The 21,563-nt window shown below is 31.3% G+C and carries 19 protein-coding genes; 5 read left to right on the top strand and 14 right to left on the bottom strand.

Annotated features, from left to right (window positions below; genetic code table 11):
• Positions 1-178 precede the first annotated feature (178 nt).
• Entirely contained in the window at positions 179-1,255 is a 1,077-nt protein-coding gene (locus QLQ96_RS05110) for a glycosyltransferase (protein WP_482495227.1), read from the top strand.
• On the opposite strand, the gene QLQ96_RS05105 is transcribed toward QLQ96_RS05110, so the two are convergent.
• From QLQ96_RS05105 to QLQ96_RS05065, 9 genes are all read right to left on the bottom strand, one after another.
• Entirely contained in the window at positions 1,232-2,197 is a 966-nt protein-coding gene (locus tag QLQ96_RS05105) for an O-antigen ligase family protein (RefSeq protein ID WP_482495225.1), read from the bottom strand. The genes QLQ96_RS05110 and QLQ96_RS05105 overlap by 24 nt on opposite strands.
• Before the next feature lie 298 nt (positions 2,198-2,495).
• Positions 2,496-3,566 carry a hypothetical protein gene (locus QLQ96_RS05100; RefSeq protein WP_482495224.1) on the bottom strand — a complete coding sequence of 357 codons (1,071 nt, stop codon included), beginning with the start codon at positions 3,564-3,566 and terminating at the stop codon, positions 2,496-2,498.
• On the bottom strand, positions 3,544-4,641 hold the full coding sequence (locus QLQ96_RS05095) for a glycosyltransferase family 4 protein (protein WP_482495222.1): 1,098 nt from the start codon (positions 4,639-4,641) through the stop codon (positions 3,544-3,546). Before QLQ96_RS05095 ends, QLQ96_RS05100 begins: the two co-directional genes overlap by 23 nt.
• Before the next feature lie 18 nt (positions 4,642-4,659).
• A complete protein-coding gene (locus tag QLQ96_RS05090; RefSeq protein ID WP_482495220.1) occupies positions 4,660-5,964 on the bottom strand; it encodes an MATE family efflux transporter in 1,305 nt (434 codons plus the stop codon).
• A gap of 38 nt (positions 5,965-6,002) precedes the next feature.
• On the bottom strand, positions 6,003-6,995 hold the full coding sequence (locus QLQ96_RS05085) for a hypothetical protein (protein ID WP_482495218.1): 993 nt from the start codon (positions 6,993-6,995) through the stop codon (positions 6,003-6,005).
• Between the two features lie 7 nt (positions 6,996-7,002).
• Positions 7,003-8,682: a DUF6909 family protein gene (locus QLQ96_RS05080; RefSeq protein WP_482495216.1), complete on the bottom strand. Its 1,680-nt coding sequence runs from the start codon at positions 8,680-8,682 to the stop codon at positions 7,003-7,005.
• Between the two features lie 80 nt (positions 8,683-8,762).
• Positions 8,763-9,356: a transposase gene (locus QLQ96_RS05075; protein WP_482495214.1), complete on the bottom strand. Its 594-nt coding sequence runs from the start codon at positions 9,354-9,356 to the stop codon at positions 8,763-8,765.
• A gap of 57 nt (positions 9,357-9,413) precedes the next feature.
• On the bottom strand, positions 9,414-10,901 hold the full coding sequence (locus tag QLQ96_RS05070; protein WP_482495212.1) for a GH3 auxin-responsive promoter family protein: 1,488 nt from the start codon (positions 10,899-10,901) through the stop codon (positions 9,414-9,416).
• An 11-nt stretch (positions 10,902-10,912) separates the two neighbouring features.
• Complete coding sequence (locus QLQ96_RS05065; RefSeq protein WP_482495211.1) at positions 10,913-11,419, bottom strand: peptidase; 507 nt, start codon at positions 11,417-11,419, stop codon at positions 10,913-10,915.
• A gap of 211 nt (positions 11,420-11,630) precedes the next feature.
• Here QLQ96_RS05065 and QLQ96_RS05060 point away from each other — a divergent pair, with 211 nt between their 5' ends.
• On the top strand, positions 11,631-11,810 hold the full coding sequence (locus QLQ96_RS05060; protein WP_008465789.1) for a Sec-independent protein translocase subunit TatA/TatB: 180 nt from the start codon (positions 11,631-11,633) through the stop codon (positions 11,808-11,810).
• Between the two features lie 98 nt (positions 11,811-11,908).
• Entirely contained in the window at positions 11,909-13,309 is a 1,401-nt protein-coding gene (locus tag QLQ96_RS05055) for a glycosyl hydrolase family 8 (RefSeq protein ID WP_482495209.1), read from the top strand.
• A 67-nt stretch (positions 13,310-13,376) separates the two neighbouring features.
• On the opposite strand, the gene QLQ96_RS05050 is transcribed toward QLQ96_RS05055, so the two are convergent.
• From QLQ96_RS05050 to QLQ96_RS05040, 3 genes are all read right to left on the bottom strand, one after another.
• On the bottom strand, positions 13,377-14,003 hold the full coding sequence (locus tag QLQ96_RS05050) for a hypothetical protein (RefSeq protein ID WP_482495207.1): 627 nt from the start codon (positions 14,001-14,003) through the stop codon (positions 13,377-13,379).
• A gap of 215 nt (positions 14,004-14,218) precedes the next feature.
• Positions 14,219-16,342, bottom strand: coding sequence for a Tex family protein (locus tag QLQ96_RS05045; protein ID WP_482495206.1), 2,124 nt, complete (start codon positions 16,340-16,342; stop codon positions 14,219-14,221).
• Positions 16,343-16,467: 125 nt separating this feature from the next.
• Positions 16,468-17,289 carry a BRO-N domain-containing protein gene (locus tag QLQ96_RS05040; protein WP_482495204.1) on the bottom strand — a complete coding sequence of 274 codons (822 nt, stop codon included), beginning with the start codon at positions 17,287-17,289 and terminating at the stop codon, positions 16,468-16,470.
• Positions 17,290-17,365: 76 nt separating this feature from the next.
• Between QLQ96_RS05040 and QLQ96_RS05035 the strand changes: the two genes are divergently transcribed.
• Complete coding sequence (locus tag QLQ96_RS05035) at positions 17,366-17,635, top strand: DUF1294 domain-containing protein (RefSeq protein ID WP_482495202.1); 270 nt, start codon at positions 17,366-17,368, stop codon at positions 17,633-17,635.
• 152 nt (positions 17,636-17,787) lie between these two features.
• On the opposite strand, the gene rpiB is transcribed toward QLQ96_RS05035, so the two are convergent.
• A complete protein-coding gene (gene rpiB, locus QLQ96_RS05030) occupies positions 17,788-18,219 on the bottom strand; it encodes a ribose 5-phosphate isomerase B (protein ID WP_482495200.1) in 432 nt (143 codons plus the stop codon).
• A gap of 812 nt (positions 18,220-19,031) precedes the next feature.
• Positions 19,032-19,265: a putative signal transducing protein gene (locus QLQ96_RS05025; protein WP_379700984.1), complete on the bottom strand. Its 234-nt coding sequence runs from the start codon at positions 19,263-19,265 to the stop codon at positions 19,032-19,034.
• Positions 19,266-19,375: 110 nt separating this feature from the next.
• On the opposite strand from QLQ96_RS05025, the gene rnr reads away from it, so the two are divergent.
• Entirely contained in the window at positions 19,376-21,559 is a 2,184-nt protein-coding gene (gene rnr, locus QLQ96_RS05020; protein ID WP_482495199.1) for a ribonuclease R, read from the top strand.
• Positions 21,560-21,563: the final 4 nt, after the last annotated feature.

The following is a 21,563-nucleotide window of genomic DNA, read 5'->3' as shown; positions in this document are numbered from 1 at the left end:
TGTTAAACATCTTGAAATCAATTTCTTAGCAAAATAACTTAAGATATCCTTGCAAATGTAATAAAATATGGCACTTTTTTAAAGAATAACATAAACCATAATTTTAAAATAAGTTAACTCATTTCAAATCAATATTAATCTTAATTATCTATTTTTGCGACAAAATAATCCTATCCTTTTGAAAGTCGTACATGTTATTGAAGCCCTCGGAGGAGGCGTTTATACCTATTTTAATGATTTATCAGCTTATTTTGGTGATGATGAAGTTAAAAAACACATTGAGACTACAATAATTTATAGCGGAAACCGAAAGGAAATAAACCGAGATAAAATTAAATCTGAATTTTCGAGTAACATCAATTTATTAGAAATTAATATGTTACGAAATTTTTCTCCTTTAAAAGATTTAAAATCTGTAATTCAGTTAAGAAAAGAGCTGAAGAAAATAAATCCTGATGTTATTCATCTCCATTCTTCAAAAGCAGGTGTTTTAGGAAGAGTTGCCTATTTTTTATTGTTCAAAAAAAAGAAACTCTATTACTCTCCTCATGGTTATTCTTTTCTTAGAACAGATATTTCAAAACCCATTCGAAAAGTGTATTGGATAATCGAAAAGTATACACAAGCTTTATTTGGGGGTACTACAATTGCTTGTGGAGATACTGAATTTGAAATTGCAAAAAAATTAGGTTCTGCTAAATTAGTTCGAAACGGTGTTGACATTGATACAATACACCAGCGTTTATCTGAAAATAAAAATGATAAACTTAGTATAGGAATATTAGGTAGAATCACCTATCAAAAAAATCCAAGTCTTTTCAATAAAATAGCTCTCAATTTTCCAGATTATAACTTTGTATGGATTGGAGATGGTGAGCTGAATTCTTTGCTTACAGCTCCCAACATAAGAATTACAGGGTGGTTTTTTGATCGTGAAAGTACTTTAAAAGAATTAAATGCTATTGATGTTTATCTGCAAACATCTTTGTGGGAAGGCTTACCAATCGCTGTTTTAGAAGCTGTGGTTTTAGAAAAACCTGTTATTGCCACAAATATAATTGGTAATAAAGATATTGTAATGCACAACGAAACAGGATTTCTATTTAATGATATTTCAGAACTTGAACCCTATTTCCAAATCCTAAGTGGTGCCACAAATCGAAGCGTTTTTGCTAAAAAAGCTTTCGAAAGATGTTCCAAATTATTCGACAAAAACAAAAATTTCGAGGAATTATCTGCGATCTACAAGAGCTGATTTTTGCTGTATCCAATAACTTGCAAAAATAGAGATCCAAAACCCGCTGAAGGCAATTCCATCAAAACGAAGCAAAAAATCATCCATTAAATTTGAGGTAAAAAAGATTACGAAAAATGAAATTACAACTGCATTTTTTAGATCAAATCCTAAATATCCAATTATAGAAATATAAAAAATTACTACCAGAGGTCCCAGAATTCCAAACTTCAATAAAAAATCAAGATACTGATTGTGAGTAGGAAATTCATATTTAGCCAAAAACTTCTGATTGGTTTCCTTATAATACTTGTTTAATTCCGCTTTTCCATCAGAAGCTCCTACTCCAAAAGGCAGATTTTTTAAAGACAATTCCCATGCAGATTTCCAAATAGAAACTCTTGTAACGAAAGAATTAAAAACCTTAACCTCTGGATGATCAATTTCATCAAGCTTTCCAACTTTGTCCATATAAGCAAAACTAACGCTTGAATATTTTTCTTTCATATATGGATCTTTCTGAACAAATAAGAATAAAACAATTGCCAGCAAAGCTAACAAAGGTAATCCCCTTGAAGCAATTTTTTTTAAATTATCTTGTTTAACGGCATAAAAAAGAACGATCAAAAATCCTATAAAAACGTTTACTAAAGCCATTCTCGTATTAACGAACAATACAAAGAAAAATGAAAGTATAAAAATTAAAGTTCTACTAATCTTGTATTTAAGTTCTTCATGATTTTTAAAACTTCTAATCACAAAATAAAAAGCAGTAACGGTTACAAAAGCCAAATGCATGTTTAATGCCGGAGCATGTATTCCGAGACTATTTCCAAATTGATATCCCATTTCCCATAAGTGAATACCGTTTAAGTATTTATACATTAACTCAGGAAACAAAACATTAAAACGAATAAAGAAAAAAAGTAAAACCAAAGTTGTACCTAATGTGTAGATTTGCAATATTTTAAAAAAATTTACCCGTTGAAAATTTCCTATTATAAACAATGGAAAAATTACTAATGAAGTGCTTTTTTCTATTGCTTTTAAGCCTTTTGCCAAAGAATCATTATTCCAGAAAAGTAGTAGCTCTAATAGAACTGGAGAAGCAATGCAAGCTGTAAAAATCAGAACCTTTTTCGTAAAATTTAATTTTTTGTAAAATATTAAATTAAACACCGCAAATACTACAATCAGTATTGAACATGTTTTTCTAAAGATCATCAAAATGGCAATCAGACACAAAAAAACATTGAAGATTTTATTGAAGTTCTTTTCGGAGATATTCATGATATAATGCAAAATAAATTAACGGAAAAATGCCTATTTTATGTCTAATCGCTGATCCTAAATCTGGCTCAAAAACTCCTTGAACAATAAAAAAAGAAAACAATACAAAGAAAATTAAAAGTTCATATCTGTAATATTGCCTCTGTTTTAAACATTTAGAAAAGCGAACCAACAAAATATAAAATAGCAAAAGCTGCCAAATAATAAATAATATAATTTGAGGAGATAAAATATGTTTAAGCCCATTTATGGGAAGATTTACGGTAAAAAAACCATAAAAAATTGCAACGGCTTCACCATACCAAGTATCTGGTTTTAAAGGCGGAGTAATCATAGAATTTGCATCTGCAGAACCTATACGATCTTTATTAACCAACTCACGGCTTACTTCAGAAAAATATTCTCCTTTTAAAATACCATAACTCAAGGATAAGAAAAAGGCAATTAATAATCCGTAAAAAATCGTTGTTAGCGTCTTGTTCTTAAAATTGATAAAACTTATTAAGTACATACCGCCAGCAATTATAGGAATCAGAGCAAAATATGGCCTGTATAAAGCTCCAAAAAGCATTAAAAGGAATATTGACAATAGAATTGTTTTTTGAAAAGAATATTTTCTGTTTTTGCACAAAAATATAATTGGGGTAATGTATAAAAAGGTAATAAACTCTTTCGAAGGCATTGAAATGAAAATAGCAATCATGAAAATCCCTAAATAGGCAATGCCATTTTTTACATTCACTTTTTCGAATGAATCTGGAATTCCTATTTTAAATAGAGCATACATCAAAATAGGAAATTGTATAAGTGCAATCACTGGAAAAGGGAGATAGCGCAGACCCGTAACTTTATAAAATAAAATAGTTAATGGATAACTGCCCAAATAGCCTATTTCATTGTATTTGTCGTAAATGATAATTGCAGAATCGTAAAAGAATTTGGGTGGCAAAACAAAAAAAGTACTAAAAGCAATAACCAAATTGGCTGTCGCAATAAGTAAAAATGCTGCTGTACTTTTTTTAATTAAAACTTGCATTGTCATACATCGATTTATACAAACTAATATGTTTTTCAACCATCAATTCTATATCAAATTGTTTAGCTTTTTCTTTACAAGCATTTATAACTTCTATTTTAAAATTATTATCACTAACAAGTTTTTTAATCTTAAAAGCTAAGTCAATTTCGTTTCCTTTTTCAAATAAAACACCTGTACCGCCAACTAAAGCAGATAATCCAATAACATCTGAAGCTATAAAAGGTATTCCAGAAGCCATACTTTCAATTGCTGCTAAACCAAATCCTTCTCCATTTGAACTAAGAATGGAAATATTGGCTGTTTTTAACAAGCGTGGAATGTCTGTCCTAGCACCTAAAAATATAATCCTTTTATGTAATTCAAGTTTTTTAACTAAATTTTCATTTTCTTCTTTTGTATCTCCATCTCCAACAAAAATCAATTTAAAATTATCTGGTAAATATTTCATTGATCTTATAACTGTTTGAGGATCTTTATGTTTACTAAATCTAGCAATATGAATTAATAAAATGTCCTGATCTGTAAGCAAATTTGAAATTTCCTTAATTGGATACGGTTCAGCATTTTCAATTATCTTCAAATTTACACCATTCTCAATAACTTCAAATTTAGTATCGGACAATTTAGTATGCTTGCTTATAATTCGATAAACGTCATCGGTTATACAAATAACCTTTTGGTAGAATTTATATATAAATTTGTCTATTTTACTAATGAAAAAATTATTAATTCGAGGGTTTGATGAGCTGTGTTCTGTAACTACAATTTTTATTCTCGAAAATGAAAATAATTTTGCAAAAACTATCCAGTATTGAGATGGAAATAAATGTGCATGAACAGTATCATATCTTTTCAAAAAAGGAATAATTTTAAAAATATGAATCGGGTTATATACAGAATAAAATCCTAAAGAATAAATTGTACAGCAATTTAAATTTTTTAAAACTTTCAAAAAAGGCAAATCTTTACCGTTAAGCAATAAAAGATCAACATGAATACCTTTAGAATTATATAAAGGAATTGTTTCTAAAAGCAACTTTTCAGCTCCTCCAGAATCAAATCTATTTATAATTTGCAATATCCTCATTTAAAAAAATTAATTCAAAAAAACTTTCATTTTATCCTTTCTGTAAATAACTATTGCCGAAACAAAATTCCAGAAAAAAGTACTCGAAACAAAAGCAATAGCTCCTCCAGTCATTCCGTAAACAGGAATTAAAAATCTATTCAATACAAAGTTTATTATCACAGCAATGATTAAAATTATCTGATAAATATGCTGCCTCCCTGTCATGTTTAAATAAACAGAAGAGGAACCAAACGCAGAACAAACTCCTTGGCCGATTATTAAAATCAAAAAAGCTTGTTTTGCAGCTATGTATCCTTCGCCGAAAAAAGATAAAATATAATCTGAAAAAACACTCAAAAGAATAATTATCGGAACCGTTATGCTAAAAATGGTGCGCGAGCTATTTTTTAAAATCTTCGCTAATTCTTCTCTGTTATTGCTTGAAAAATATTCTGAAATTTTGGATGAAATTGTAATGTTAATTGTAATTATAATAATCGAAACAATTGTCATTATTTTAAAACCAACCGAGTAAAAAGCAACTGTTTCGTCATTCTGGTATTTTTTTAAAAACAAAATATCAAAACTCATTAATAAAAACAGCGCCATTCCGCTAATTGCTATCGGATACGATTTAAAAAATATCTCTTTGTGAGATATGTTTTCTGTCAAATCTTGCTTTTTTATCTTTTTAAAATAGACAAAAACAAAAATTGAACTTATAATTGCCAAAGCAACAAATCCAATTAAAAAAACATCTACCAAATAGGTTTCTTTTTGATAATAAAACAAAATTGTTGCACCTAAAATTAATGGAACGTATTTAATTATATTTCTGAATAATTCGGCAACTATTAATTTATCTAATGCCCTAAAAATCTCTGTATTTAACATCGATATTCCAGAAAAAAATAGCGCAATAGCTGATTTTAAAATTATTGGATAAACTTCGTTGTCTGAAAAATAATTGTTAATCGTTTCTTTATCAATTATCAGAATAATTAATAAAGCCGTTAATGATGCCAAAAATAACATCAGAACCATTTTGCTGTATATGTTTTTTAATTCTTCTAAAGATTTTTTGCTGGTTAGTATTCCTTTAAAATATAAAATAGACTGATCAAAACCCAACAAACAAATGCTCCCAACAACCAAAAGAAAAGTACGTGCAAAATCGTATTGGCCAACAATTTTAGGACTAAAAGATTTTGTCAAAAAAACAGTAAAACCAAATAAGAGAGCTGCTCCAGAAATCCTCAAAAACAAAGTAACAATACCTTTTTTTAAGAAAGAATTGTTACTGATTTTATCAAAAAAAATATTTGTTTTCAATTGATTTAGTCATAGTTACAAATAAAAAATCGCTTTTTTTAAATTTTATTTACCTGAGATTTCAAAAGCTGATTACGATAAAACTTCTGAAACAAATGAATTAAAACAAAAAGAAAAAGGAATAATACAGGAAATAAAAATTTATAGTTTCCATTTGTAATTTTAGTATTATTTCTATTTAAAGTTGAATTTATTTCCTTAATTGCTTTATCATAATTAACTAATTTCAGCTTGTTTTTACCCTGCTCTAAAATTAAATTTTGTTTTGTTTTAATAATATCATTCAGCTGAGTATTCTCATTGTAATAAACCAATTTATCGTTTTTTGCTCCATTTTTTACAGTGCTAGAGAAACCATTTAACACTTGATCAATTTGACTAATAATAGTATCGTTTTTAACAATCTGATCTGCAAGGTTTTTATAACCTATTTTTTGAAGCGCATTAAAATATTCTGAGCTATTTAAGTACTTTAATAATGGCTCTACAATATCCTTTTCATCAGTTGTTTTGTTTGTCGCAAAAGTTATCGAATGAAAAGTATAGTTTTTACTTGTCACATTATCTTCTAATACTTTTTTTACTTCTCCAACCTCAGCCATTAATTTGATCAATTGAAAATTTTGCTCGTTGTCTTCAATAAATTTATAGACATCGGCAATTGGTTTAATTTCAATTTTTGAGATCAATTTAGGCTTATTAATTCCAACTTCGTTTTTCAAGAAAGCAGTATCTCCAGTAATAATTTTTGATTCGATCAAATCTATTTTAGAATAAAGATAATCTACACTGCCAAAATTTGGAGCTACAATAACTTGATTTTCAAACGTTTTTTTATTTGTATCTAAAAACCAACCCAGTCCAAATCCTAAAACAATTAAAATTAAAACGATAATCCAGTTTCGAACAAAAAAATGAATAGATTGAAAAATCGTAGCATTAACTCTGTCGAAAAAACCACCAATACTTTTTGAAAGCTGAAAAATATCAATCTCCTGATCTGAATTATCTTGCGGTACTTTTGTACTCATTTACAATTTATTTTATATTGAAAATCTGCTCTAAAATTTTAATGGTAATCAAATAAGTTGGTTTTACACCAGTTGTTCCTAATCCGCCAGAAGCTAGTGTGCTACCAGTTTCAAGAGGATTGTCTGATGCATAATAAGCGTAACGAACTTTAATATCGTGCGGTACACTTTTTCGAATTTTTGATGCCGACTGAATTGCTTTTTGGTAGTAAGAACCTTCCATTTCAAGTCCGATTACGCCCCAAGTCGATTCGTGAAAAAACTTCAGTAAATCTCTGTTTTGCAACGAAGTCCCTAAAACAGTAACCATCGCTCCTTCATAAATATCAATATCATTTCCTTCGAACATTGAGCCTGTAAGTTCATTTTCAAAGAAATAATTATCTGCTGTTCCTTCGTTGATATGTGCCGTTGGAATCATGATATCTCCTTTACCACCTTCTAGAATTCCAGCTTTACCCATAATAGAAACCGATTTTACATTTAGCAAGGTTTCTTTTTTAAACGGTTTTAAAAGTTCGTCGATTGTTTCGTAAGCCTGCTCACCAAAAGCATAATCCATTACTATAATGACTGGTTTCTCTTCACCTACATTAGCGTGCGAAAATGCCGTTTTTGACCAGTCAATTTTAGCTGTATCAAAAATCTGAACATCAATATTGGTTCCTGAGTAATCTGGTAATGAAATCATTCCGTTTTTTAAAGCCAAATCTTCTACATAACCTCTAATTTCTTTTGAACCCGAACCGCTTAATTCTTCATAAATAAAGAAATCCGTTTTTCCTTTAAATTTTGTTTTTAACAATGGCGTCGCAAAAATCGAATTCATTACACTGTGCATATTAGCACTGATCACGTGAATTGGTCTTTTCAACAAATCGTTTGCTTTTAAAACTTCTTTGATGTTGGTTGCCCAAATTTCTCCGTGAATATGGTGCCCAAGACGCTCACGTAAAACTGGACTGAATGTTATTGTACGTTTGTTATTTTCAACAATTTCTTCAATTGCTAATTTTCCTAACCAGTAAATAACATGCAAGAAACGATCTGGCGCAGTTTCTGAACCAAATGCATCGTAGATATCTAAAACTTCCTCGAAAGTTCTAGCTAAAATATTCGCAACATGCGAAATTGCTTTTTCTTTTTCAACCAAAGAAAGCTTTTTGGTTTGCATAACCGCTTGCTCCAGTTTCTGCCAATCGCGAGAAACTTCTCCTCCATCGTCTACTAAAACTCTATTTTTAATTTTATGAGATTCAATGAAAATAAAAGTTAAGTGAGTAAGAATATCATAAATGTCTGAACGTCCACGAGTGATTTCAACATTCATTTGTTCTTCGTCAATTCTGTAGCAATTTCTTCTTCTTTTTGGAGGAACAATTGCTTGAAAATGCGATTTAGAATAGCCTTCGTCTGAAGTTAAATTGATAAAACGGCATTGTTCAATTCCGATTGGAAGACGCTCAATAACGTATAAAAGTCCGTTAAGTTCTACTTTTTCTTCAGCGATATTCCCATAGATTTCAGGACGCAACGCTAATAATGATTCTCTTAAACTATCGCCCGAAACTCCCATTGGTTTGTAAAAACCACGGTTGAATAAATGGCGCATTGTAATGTACATTTTTTCTATCGCCGCAGAAGATTCCTGCGCTCTAGATCTTGATATATGTTTAGTTTCTTTCATTCTATTTTATTTATAAATCAAATGTAAGGAAATACACGGCATGCCATGTATCTACACTATTATTTTTTAAAAAATCATTTTTATTTATCTTCTTTTTTAAATTTATCTTTTTCCCAATTTTCTGGATTTGAAACAATATAATCAGAAATTTTTTGGTAATCATCATTGCTTCTAATGATATTGTCGTAAAATAATCTTTGCCATTGATGAGGATATCCTAATCTGTTGGCATGTTTTGTTACAGCAGATTTATAGGATCCAACAATAGACGAAATGGTATTTTTTCCAATGTTTTGAAAACGTTGCGAACCTGGCGGTTGGGGTTTAGGCTGTTGAGACAGGGCATGCCCTGTCTGTACAATATTATCTGAATCATCAATATTCAATTGTCTATCAATAATCAAAATTCCGTGAATATGATTTGGCATGACCACAAAATCTCCCAATTCAATATTTTGATGATGTATTGGAATTTGATGCCACAATAAATCGGCAATAATGCCAACTCCTGATAAAACCATTTTATTATTTTGAATTTCTCCAAAATAATGTTTTCTATCCTGTGTACAAATTGTTATAAAATATGCTCCATTCCAGCCATAATCCCACCATTGCGCTCTTATTGAAGAAATACGATATTTATTTTGAAACTTTCCTTGACCATTAATTTTCATTTACTTATCCATCTAAATTCATTGGATAAATAACTGTTTAATCTTGGAAATATTATCTTAATTTGTAAGATTATCCGCAATATCTCTATTATTTGATAATCTCGGAATTTTATTCTGTCCGCCCAGTTTTCCTTGCGATTTCATGTAATCTTGGAATCCATTTTTTGGAACTTTCGTGATAACCACTTTTCTTAAAACATTTCCAGTAATTAAATCATCGTAATAAATGTTTTGCTTACGCATTGAATTGTCGATTGTTTCGGCAAAAACTTCCATATTTTCAGGCTCTTTTTCAAATTCGATCAGCCATTCGTGATAAGGTAATCCGCTGGCTGGCGTGATTTGCGGCGCTACAGTAAATTCGTTAATCACAATATTAGTTGAATTTACAGCTTCTTTCATCGCATTTTCGACTTCATTGGCAATGACGTGTTCTCCAAAAGCCGAAATATAATGTTTAATACGTCCAGAAACTATAACACGATACGGAGCCAAAGATGTAAATTGAATTGTATCACCAATATTATAACGCCAAAGTCCCGCATTAGTAGAAATAATCAAAACGTAGTTTACTCCTACCTCAACTTCGCCAATTGTATAGACTTTCGGATTTTCGTTAAAGAATTCATCTGCTTTTATAAATTCATAAAAAATGCCAGAATTCAAAAGCAACAGCATTCCTTTTTCTTTCTGCGAGTCTTGATAGGCAAAAAATCCTTCAGAAGCAGGAAACAATTCGATACTGTCTACTTTTTTGCCAATCATTTGCTCAAATTTGGCACGGTAAGGCTCGTAATTAACACCTCCGTAAATAAACAGATTAAAGTTTTTGAAAATTTCATTAATCTTTTTTCCGCCACTTTTTTGCTGTAAACGTTCAAAATACATCTGAACCCAAGACGGAATTCCAGAAATAACAGACATATCTTCTTTTATTGTTTCGTCTACAATAGCATCAACTTTGGTTTCCCAATCTTCAATGCAATTGGTTTCCCAAGATGGCATTCTGTTTTTCTGCAGATATTTCGGGACAAAGTGCGCCACAATTCCGGAAAGTCTTCCAAATTTAATTCCGTATTTCTCGGTCAGAATGGGACTTCCTTGCAAAAAAATCATTTTTCCGTCAACAAAATCGGCATTTCCAGTTTCGTTAATATAATGTAGAATAGCATTTCGAGCCGCTTCTATATTATATGGCATCGATTCTTTCGTTAACGGAATAAATTTTGCTCCCGAAGTTGTCCCCGAAGTTTTAGCAAAATATAATGGTTTTCCTTTCCAAAGAATATCTGCTTCGCCTTTTACAACTTTTTCAACATACGGTTTTAAATCTTCATAATCTCTAACAGGCACACGTTTCTGAAAATCCTCAAAAGTTTTTATCTGATTGAAATGATGATCTTTTCCAAATTCGGTGTTTTGAGCATTTTCGATCAAACTTTTAAAAACTTTTTGCTGGGTTTCAACTGGTTTGTTAGCCCATCTAAGCGTTTGTTTATATATTTTTCGGGCAAAAAATTTTGCCGCTATTGACTTAATTGACATTTTTTTTGATATTATTTTTTGTCACTTTTCTTTTTGTCTTGAGATTTTGCCTTCAGCTCTTTTTCAGTTTCAGCAACATCTTCTCTTAGTTTTATTTCGGCATCTGAGGCTTTCATATTTACATTTGAGGCATCTTCAACAGATTCTGTTAGTATAGAATCTTTATTAAATTTTGAATATTCTAATTCTCCCTTTAAAACTTTCTGAATTCCTTTTATATAAATTTCATTCTGTTTCAAAGCCGTTTCTAAAGAATCTGATTTAATTTCCAATCTTGTAGCATTTCTCTTTAAATCAGTCGAAGAATATCCAGGAATAAATTCGCGAAGTGGTGTAAATGCAATGATGAAAGTAGTAACCGAAATTAGAAATATTCCGCCTAAAGTAAACGTTACGAATACATTCATTAAAGTAAGTTTAAAAGAAAAGATCTCTTCAAAAGTGTCTTCATTTAAAATTACTAATCGGTTTTTAATGAATAGTTTTTTCCTAAAATTCTTTTTCTTTTTCTTAGTCATTCTGCTTCTTTATGCTAGCAAATATAGTAATTAATCGTCATCAAATTTGTTCTTAAAATTTCATGACGAGCTATAATTTACGATTTTATAAAATATTTAACGTGGTCTGATACAAATATTTTAAACTAAAAACACTTCTATTTCGTATATTTCTATATACCTTTGCGGAATAATTAAGATAATAATTTGCTTCGGCATTAAATATACAATCATGGGAAGATTAGGTCTAACAGAAATCCTTGTAATAGTAGGTATTGTGATTTTACTTTTTGGAGGTAAAAAAATTCCAGAATTAATGAAAGGTTTAGGAAGTGGTATTAAAGAATTTAAAAACGCTGCTAAAGACGATCAACCTGCTGCTTCAAAGAAACAAGAAGAAGAAACAAAATAAGAAATTCGAAAAATTTATTGAATCCCAAATTACAAATGTAGTTTGGGATTTTTTTTGTATCTAAAAATTCCTACTTTTATGGTCCCAAATTTTTAGATATGAAAAACTTACTTTTCGTGATGGTTTTTCTGCTCGCAGCAGAAAGCAGATCACAAACACAACCCTTTCCTGCTAATAAAGTGTATGGAAACGGAATTATGGCTGCATCAAAAAATAGTCTAGATGCAGAAAACAATTACAAAACTTGGAAAATCAATTTTGTAGAAGAATGTAACAATGGCCGGTACAGAGTAAAATTTGACAATCCAGGCGAAACTGTTTCTGAAGGTATTGCATACGGAATGCTGCTTTCTGTTTACATGGCCGATAAAACACTTTTTGATGGTTTTTGGCTTTATTACAAAGACAATGTAAATGCTAACAAAGTAATGAACTGGAAAATAAACGGTTGTTCCGGAGGAAAAGCTGGTGAAAACGGAGCTACAGATGCAGAATTAGATGCCGCTTTCGCTTTGATTGTTGCCGATTTTCAATGGGCAAGTGCTGGAAGCATTAATTACAAAAGTGATGCAAAAGCTCTTATTTCTGCCATTAAAAATTATGAAGTTGAAGCTAATACGTATGTTTTAAAACCTGGAGATCAATTCGGCGGAAGCCAAATTACCAATATATCCTACTTCTCTCCTGCTTATTACAGAGCTTTTGGTGTTTTTACAAACGATACTGCCTTTTGGAATCAAGTTGCAACTAAAGCTTATACGATTCTCAATAACAATTTGAAAGTAAATAATGCCGTTGGCGGTTTGGTTTCTGACTGGTGTGATGGTTCTGGAGCTTATTCTTCTCAAGCTGGAAGTTATAATAATGCTGGCAAAACATATACTTATGATGCTGCTAGAACTCCTTGGCGAATAGCGGTCGATTATCTTTGGTATGGAACTCCAGAGGCTAAAGCCTATTCTAAAAAATCTTCAGATTTTGTACGAGTAAATCTTGGAGGTACTCTCAATATAAAAGATGGTTATAACCAAAATGGAACTGTGATCGGACAATGGCATAATTCTACATTTGTGGGGGCTTTTGCTTGTGCTGCAATGGGCGGTGAAAATCAGGCACATTTGAATGCTTCTTATGTCGATCTTCAAAGTCTCAACGATCAAAATAATTATTTTAATCAAACATTAAGAACATTATACTCCCTTTTACTAACAGGTAATTTCTATTTACCTATAAACGCCACATTGTCTAATGATACTTTCGAAATTGAAAAATCTACAGTTACGCTTTACCCCAATCCGAGTGCTGATCGAATCACAATTAACGCGCCTAGGGAATCTACTATCTCGATAATCTCTCCTACTGGAAGTGTTATTCATCAACAGAAAACAATTTCAGAATTGACAGAAATAAATTTAGCTAACCAATCACGTGGCGTTTATTTTGTGAAAATATCCAATGATGATTTTAAAAACATCACCAAAAAAGTGATTTTGAAATAACTCAAAATAGAAACGCCCAAATTACGAATTGTAATTTGGGCGTTTTTTTAAAAGATAATCGTATTTATTATTTACACTTATTTTTATCAAAAATAACCGTAATCTGATTCAATACTTTATCATGTTCAAAAGTTTCCTTTTCAATTGCTTTGCTTATTTTAGTACAATCTGCAAATTCTTGCTTCGCCATTTTTTTCATAGTCGCGTCTGTTCCGTATGATTTTACTACATTACCCATAGTATTGTAGCCAAAAACTAAATGATCTGTATCTTTTTTTCCAAAAAAATAAGACGAACTAGCTGATCTGAAAGTATTTCTTCTAGCGTCTCCTTTATCAAAAATTTTACCTATTTTAAATTCTTTAGTATATACAATTTCAAACCAATGCTTTTTTTTCGAATTAGAAAATTTTCCTGAAAAAACACCAGCGCTTGTTAAATAAAGATGTTCCATTGTAAATATACTACCTGATTCGGTGGTGTATACTATTGTAGTAAGATCAGTGCTAGGTATTTTTTCAGATTTTGCATCTTCATTAGCTCTAAAAGTAACTTTTGAGTCATCGTCTTCAACCAGTTTTGCTAGGCCAGTTTTATTAGTTCCATCAGTAAAGTACAAAACTGCTTTAAGAAATTTTGCTTGTCCTACAGTTGAGCATAACAATGCTATCAGAATTAAAAAGTTTTTTTTCATGGGTATTTTCGGGGTTTTAATTTCGGGCAAATATAGTTGAATAGGTAAGAATTATTTTAAGAATAAAATCTCACTACCTATATTTAATCAATAATAAAGCTTAATACATTCATTATCAAAAGTTTTTATAAAATACAAATCACTTATATAATTTAAACTGAAAACGCCCAAACTTCAAAAGTTTGGGCGTTTTCTATATTGTCCTAATTAAAATTTTACAAAACCATTGTTAATTGTATTCTTTTTCTATCTTCATCAACTTCAGTTACTTTCACATCAACGTGTTGGTGTAATTTTACCACTTCGTTTACGTCGCTCACAAAACCAGCTTTTAACTGTGAAATATGCACTAAACCGCTTTCTTTGATTCCGATGTCAACAAAACAACCAAAATTGGTGATGTTATTAACAATTCCTGGAAGAATCATTCCTGTTTTTAAATCTTTGATCGATTTTACATTTGCATCAAATTCAAAAACCTTAGCCGATTTTCTCGGATCTAATCCAGGTTTTTCAAGCTCTTTAATGATATCTTTTAGGGTTAATAAACCTATTTCAGGTGTTACATATTTTTCAGCCTTAATAAGCGCTGTTTTCTCTTTGTTGGCAATTAAGTCATTTAGCGAAATATTCAAATCTTTCGCCATCTTTTCAACAACTGGATAAGCTTCCGGATGCACCGCCGAATTATCCAACGGATTTTTAGCATTTGTAATTCTAATAAATGCTGCTCCTTGCTGATAGGCTTTATCTCCTAAACGAGGCACTTTTTTAAGCTGTTTTCTATCTTCAAAAGGTCCGTTTTCAGAACGGTATTGTACAATGTTTTCCGCCAGCTTCTCCCCGATTCCACTCACATAACTTAGTAAATGTTTACTAGCCGTGTTGATGTTAATTCCAACCGAGTTCACGCAGCGAATTACCGTGTTATCTAATTCTTCTTTTAATTTCGTTTGATCAACATCATGCTGATACTGTCCTACTCCAATTGCTTTTGGGTCGATTTTTACCAATTCGGCCAACGGATCTGAAAGTCGTCTTCCGATCGAAACCGAACCACGAACCGTTACATCATAATTAGGGAATTCTTCTCTCGCAATTTTTGAAGCAGAATATACCGAAGCTCCCGCTTCTGAAACGATAAATACTTGAATTGGTTTATCAAACGCGATTTTTTTTATGAAAAATTCAGTTTCGCGCGAAGCCGTTCCATTTCCGATAGAAATCGCATCAATTTGATACGCATTTACCATCGAACGGATTTTTTTAATAGCCATTGTTTCCTCATTTTGAGGCGCATGCGGATAAATCGTTTCGTTGTATAATAAATCGCCTTTTTCGTCTAAACAAACTACTTTACAACCGCTTCTAAATCCTGGATCGATTGCCAAAATACGTTTTTCTCCCAACGGCGGCGCCAATAATAACTGACCTAAATTGTTAGCAAAAACCTGAATCGAATTCGCGTCAGCTTTTGCTTTTGCTTCCTGTAGAGTTTCGTTTCCAATCGCTGGATTCAACAAACGTTTGTAACTATCTTCGATCGCCAGCTGTAAATGTGCCGTTGAATTATTTTGTTTTTTAATGATGATTTCGTCAATTACATCATATGCATCGTCGATATCAACATCAATTTTCATTTTTATAAAACCTTCATTTTCTGCACGAAGCATTGCTAACAAACGGTGCGCAGGGGCTTTTGTCAAAGGCTCTTCCCAATCAAAATACTGATCGAATTTTTTCGCTCCTTCTTCTTCAGCTTTCTTTTTAACAACTTTTGTAGCAATAGTTGCTTTTCGCTGAAACAATCTACGAAGCTGTTTACGAACATAAATATTCTCATTGATCCATTCGGCTACAATATCTCTTGCGCCTTGAATAGCCGCCTCTTCATTAATAACATTTTCATTAATGTACTGTGTCGAAATAAAATCGATATCAGCATCACTTTCAGCTATAATCAGTTTTGCTAAAGGTTCAAGACCGAATTCGCGCGCCACATCGGCTTTTGTTTTTTTCTTCTTTTTATATGGAAGGTAGAAATCTTCAATTTCTTGTAAATCAAAACTATCTTGAATCTTTTTCTTCAATTCTGGCGTAAGTGCTTTTTGCTCTTCAATCGATTTTAGAACTGCTTCTTTACGTTTTATCAGTGTATCGTATTCTTTCTGAAGTTTTGCAATTTGCTCAATTACAACTTCATCCAAATTTCCTGTAGTATCTTTTCGATAACGCGAAATAAAAGGAATTGTACAGTCTTCCTCTAATAATTTTACTGTGTTTTGAATACTAACTGCGGGCGCCTGAACAGACTTGGCAATGAATTGAATATTGGTCATTCTTATTTTATTTTGAATAGCAAAGATGCAAAAGTGTTTTATAATTTTTGCAGCGTTTTTTAGATATATTGTTGTTTTATACTAATCAAAATTAATATAAATCTTTTAAAAGTTTTAATTCTATTTTAGTCTAGATTTTTTTTACTTGGAGGCAAAAAGTTTTCCCCTGTTACCACACTTTTACCTGTTTTATCTTCTAGAGCTATTCGTGCATTTTTAGCAATTGCTCCTCCTTTTTTTCCCGCTTGAGCATTTTCTACTAATCCTTTTGCTTCATCACTTTCAGCGATCTGACGTGTAGAAAGCTCTGCCAGCGCCGTAAAAATTAATTCAGCTTCAGACATATGATCTCGTAAATTTTGAGATTCTAATCCTTTTACTTCTTTATGCTTTTTAACAGATAATCCCGTCCATTCTTGATGAATAATATTTGTTAACAATACAAATTCATCCTTTCCTTCAACACCAGATTCTTTCCAATAATCTGTTAGTTTATTTCTAGTCTCCTGCCCTGTCATTCGTTGTTGAATCCATTTCTCACTGCGTCCCATATTTTGCCAGTTTTCACGAGCGCGATCTACACTTTGCGACGGATCTCCAATTTCCTGAATCCTTTCATAACCTACTTTTGCCAGCCATTGCTTAAACGGTTCTGCTTTTGGCGAAGGAATAGATTGAATTAAACGCAATAAGGTTTCAGTATCTGCCGTATCTGTGAGACGATTTTTCCCGTCTTCTGCGAGCATTTTGAACTGTCGACACTTTGTCGACAGTTCAAGTCCATCATCTGTTTTAACTCTAATTTTCATTTTATACCAATAATCTCTTGGATTGGCACTATCAGTTAAAATTTGAATAACATCAATTACCGAAAAATACCAAATTTCATTTTCAGCATCATAATGACTTCTTACCTTTTTTTCTTCAAATAATTTTACTGGACTCATATTGATTATAATTAAATTTTGTTCATACTTTGATGGAACTAAAATAATATCTTTGTGCGAATTTTATTAATAATTTATGAGGATTTTATTACTTTATTTTTTAATTATAAATGTCTTAGTTTTTATTTTCGCTGGATATGACAAATCTCAAGCCCGAAAAAATAACAGACGAATTCCTGAAAAAACCTTGTTTTTCATGGCTTTAACTGGAGGTTCGCCAGGGTTATTAACAGCGATGTTATTCTTTAAACATAAAACGAGTAAAACTTCTTTTATTGTGAAGTTTGTAGTGATTTTAGCAATTCAAGCAGCACTTATAATTGCCTTTCTAAAATATAAAAAGTAGATATTAACATTGTTGATAACTCAAAAAATAGTGTTTTCGAAACAATTTAAATAACTGAATTATAATTAGTTAAATAAAAAACCGGACAAATTTAAAAATCGGCCCGGTGTGTTTATTTATAGGTGCGAAGCACCGAATTTTTTTTTGACTTTTTACGCACAAGCGATTTTATTCACTCTATTTTGGTGTCTTCCACCTTCAAAAGCGGTATCAAGGAAAGTTTCAACGATTTCAACAGCTTGGTGAATCGATGTAAATCTTGCTGGAATACTCACAATATTTGCATCATTATGTAAACGTGTTAAATACGCGATTTCTTTAGTCCAGCATAACCCAGCTCTTACTTTCGGATGTTTATTAACAGTCATTGCGATTCCGTTACCGCTTCCGCAGATTACGACTCCAAAATCAGCTTTTCCTTCAGATACATCATTGGCAACTGGATGTCCAAAATCTGGATAATCTACAGAAGCATCAGTATCTGTACCGTAGTTAGTTACCTCATAACCTCTAGCTTTCAGCATCTCAACAATTGCTTTTTTGTATTCTGGCCCTGCGTGATCGTTTCCTATTGAAATTTTCATTTTTAATACTATTAAGTTGTGTATTGCAAATTTACTCAATTAATATATGTTCGCCACTAATTACACCAATTTTCACTAATTTCTTTTTAAATCGAGAGTTTTGAACAATATCAATATCTAAACTTATAATTCGTGTACATTCGTAAAATTCGTTGCATAAAATGTTAGTTTTACAACTATCTTGTTTTCAATTAATTATAGGGTTATTAACAATTTTAATAACTTCATAAGTATCTCATAATCAATAAATAATATTCAGAATATTTGTTAAAATTTTGAGGTGTTAATAGCAGTTCGTAATTCGTTGATATTCAATTAACTTTAAGTTAACAGAAAATGTTAATAAGTTCGAAAAGAAAATAAGAAGTTTTTTTTGGTTGTTTCAAAAAATTACCTAATCCAAAACTGGAATTTAATATGCAAGAAAAGTTTCGTGAATTTTTGGAAAAGTTATCAATATTAAAAATACCATTTTCAACAGAAATCAACATATGAACTTATCTACAAAATGAATTCATTTTTGGTTGTCAACCGTTGTTAATTAAAATACAAAAAGTCTTAAAAATTAATCATTTAACCAAAAATAACTATGTTGATAACTCAGAATAACTAAGAGAAACTTCATTTCAATACTTTTAAAAATAAATTTATTCGACATATTAACACACTATAATAACCAACAAATTTTTTTAAATTTTTAAAAATCTTTTTTGTTGTATTTAATATATGTTGAAAACTAAAAAAGGTTGAAAAGGAAAAAAAATTTTTTTGAATTGAATTTTACTCTGTTTTGAGTTTGTTTGAATTTTATTTCAGACGATTTTGAGAGGATTGTTGAGATTGTCAAGAATTTCTTGAACTTGATCGAAATCGTTTGGATGAACTTTGAGTTTGATGCCACCGAGCGCATTGGAGTAAAACGGCATAACGGAGAGTGTCATTTCATTTTCGAAAAAATAAGGGATTCCTTCTTGTTCCAGTAAGTGTTTGAGAACTACGGTTTCGTGCAGATAATTGAATACGGCGATCGTTTTAAAGCTTTCCATTTTAGGTCTTTTTGTAAATGTACGAAAAGTTATATTTTTAATAATTCTATTTGCTAAAAAGTATTATCTGATATCTTATTTGTAATTTTAAGCCTTATTAGAAAAGATATATGAGTAAGAAAATTAGAAAGCCGATAAAAAAAGAGAAAGATTTCTCTGGAAAAATACTTAAGATTTTATCGCAAAATGCTAATAAACCTTTCAATTACAAACAAATAGGAGCTAAGCTAGAATTAGACGATACCAATAGCAGAAATCAGATTATAAAAGATTTAAAGATTCTTGCAGCTCAAAAGAAGATTATAGAAACAGAACCTGGAAAGTATTTAGTCAAAGCAGTTAGCCAAGATTATTACGAAGGAACAATAGATATGACGAGCAGAAAAACGGCATATTTTGTTTGTCCTGATTTTTCAGAAGATGTTTTTATTCCGACCAATAATTTGAATCGTGCATTAGACAAAGACAAAGTAAAAGTTTACGTTTATAACAGAAGAAAAGGAAAAAGACCTGAAGGTGAAGTTATTGAAGTTATCGAAAGAGATAAAACAGAGTTTGTAGGTGTATTAGATATGCAGCCAAATTTTGCTTTTGTTTCTACTGCAAATCCTAAAATGTATACCGATATTTTTATTCCAAAGGATAAAATTGGTGAAGCAGAAAACGGAGATGTAGTTTTAGTTAAGATAGAAGATTGGCCAAAAAGAGCTGATAGTCCGTTTGGATCTGTAATTCGAGTACTTGGAAAACCTGGTGAACACAATACAGAGATTCATGCCATTTTAGCAGAATATGGTTTGCCATCTGATTTCCCAGTAGAAGTGGAGGTTTTTGCACAAAAATTGGATACTTCAATTCAGGAATCTGAGATTGCAAAACGTCGAGATATGCGTGATACACTTACGTTTACGATAGATCCGAAAGATGCAAAGGATTTTGATGATGCCTTGTCTTTCAAAAAGTTAGAAAACGGAAATTTCGAAATCGGTATTCACATTGCCGATGTTTCCTATTACTTAGAAGAAGGTACAATTCTGGATGATGAAGCGTATCAAAGAGCAACTTCAGTTTATTTGGTTGATAGAGTAGTGCCAATGCTTCCTGAAGTATTGTCGAATTTTGCCTGTTCATTACGTCCGAATGAGGAGAAATATACTTTCTCTGCAGTATTTGAAGTTTCTCCAACAGCTCAAGTTATTAACCAATGGTTTGGAAGAACTGTAATTTATTCAGATCAGCGTTTTGCTTACGAAGAAGCGCAACATATTATCGAAACAAAAGGAAATAATACTATTCCTGTTGATATCTCTATTACTGGAGATTCTTATGTAGTTTCAGATGAGATTGTTGAAGCGACTTTAAAACTAGATGAATTAGCGAAGATTTTAAGAAAGAAAAGAATGCAGCAAGGCGCGATTTCTTTTGATAAAGTTGAAGTGAAATTTAATCTGAATCAAGAAGGAGAACCTGAAGGCGTTTATTTCAAAATATCAAAAGATGCCAATCATCTGATTGAAGAATTTATGCTTTTGGCCAATAGAAAAGTGGCTGAATACATTGGAAAACAAAAGAAAACCTTTGTTTACCGTATTCACGACGAACCAAATGAAGACAAACTGATTGCGATGCAGACTGTAATTGCAAAGTTTGGTTATAAAATTGATTTTAGAAACAAAGGCGATATTTCAAAATCTCTGAATGCTTTAATGGAAGAAGTAAACGGTAAGAAAGAACAAAATCTTATTGATACTCTTGCGATTAGAAGTATGAGTAAAGCCAAATATTCGACTGAAAATATTGGTCATTATGGTTTAGCTTTTGATTACTACAGCCATTTCACATCGCCAATTCGTCGTTATCCAGACGTTATGGTACACCGTTTGTTGCAATATTATTTGGATGGAGGAGCTTCTGTAGATGAAGAAACCTACGAAACAAAATCGCTGCATTGTTCCAACATGGAAAGTTTAGCTACTAATGCTGAACGAGATAGTATTAAGTACATGCAGGTTAAATACATGCAGGATCATCAGGACGAAGAATTCCTTGGAGTTATTTCTGGCGTTACTGAATGGGGAATTTATGTTGAAATCGTTTCTAACAAATGTGAAGGAATGGTGAGAATCAGAGAGATAAAAGAGGATTACTATACTTTTGACGAAAGACAATATGCTTTGGTTGGAGCTAATTCTAACCGTTTATTGCAGTTAGGAGATGAAATTTATGTGAAGGTAAAAAATGCTGATTTAGTTAAAAAACAACTAGATTTTCACTTTTTACGAAGAGCAGAATAAAATA

It is taken from the genome of Flavobacterium sp. B167r, assembly GCF_056824315.1.
This window is presented reverse-complemented; position numbering and strand designations above follow the sequence as displayed.

Coding starts and splice junctions, on each gene's coding strand:
- QLQ96_RS05055 (WP_482495209.1), top strand. CDS start 11,909: ATGAAAAACTTACTTTTCGTGATGGTTTTTCTGCTCGCAGCAGAAAGC.
- QLQ96_RS05045 (WP_482495206.1), bottom strand. CDS start 16,342: ATGACCAATATTCAATTCATTGCCAAGTCTGTTCAGGCGCCCGCAGTT.
- QLQ96_RS05035 (WP_482495202.1), top strand. CDS start 17,366: ATGAGGATTTTATTACTTTATTTTTTAATTATAAATGTCTTAGTTTTT.
- QLQ96_RS05085 (WP_482495218.1), bottom strand. CDS start 6,995: ATGAGTACAAAAGTACCGCAAGATAATTCAGATCAGGAGATTGATATT.
- QLQ96_RS05060 (WP_008465789.1), top strand. CDS start 11,631: ATGGGAAGATTAGGTCTAACAGAAATCCTTGTAATAGTAGGTATTGTG.
- rnr (WP_482495199.1), top strand. CDS start 19,376: ATGAGTAAGAAAATTAGAAAGCCGATAAAAAAAGAGAAAGATTTCTCT.
- QLQ96_RS05070 (WP_482495212.1), bottom strand. CDS start 10,901: ATGTCAATTAAGTCAATAGCGGCAAAATTTTTTGCCCGAAAAATATAT.
- QLQ96_RS05025 (WP_379700984.1), bottom strand. CDS start 19,265: ATGGAAAGCTTTAAAACGATCGCCGTATTCAATTATCTGCACGAAACC.
- QLQ96_RS05080 (WP_482495216.1), bottom strand. CDS start 8,682: ATGAAAGAAACTAAACATATATCAAGATCTAGAGCGCAGGAATCTTCT.
- QLQ96_RS05050 (WP_482495207.1), bottom strand. CDS start 14,003: ATGAAAAAAAACTTTTTAATTCTGATAGCATTGTTATGCTCAACTGTA.
- QLQ96_RS05065 (WP_482495211.1), bottom strand. CDS start 11,419: ATGACTAAGAAAAAGAAAAAGAATTTTAGGAAAAAACTATTCATTAAA.
- QLQ96_RS05075 (WP_482495214.1), bottom strand. CDS start 9,356: ATGAAAATTAATGGTCAAGGAAAGTTTCAAAATAAATATCGTATTTCT.
- QLQ96_RS05040 (WP_482495204.1), bottom strand. CDS start 17,289: ATGAGTCCAGTAAAATTATTTGAAGAAAAAAAGGTAAGAAGTCATTAT.
- QLQ96_RS05100 (WP_482495224.1), bottom strand. CDS start 3,566: ATGACAATGCAAGTTTTAATTAAAAAAAGTACAGCAGCATTTTTACTT.
- rpiB (WP_482495200.1), bottom strand. CDS start 18,219: ATGAAAATTTCAATAGGAAACGATCACGCAGGGCCAGAATACAAAAAA.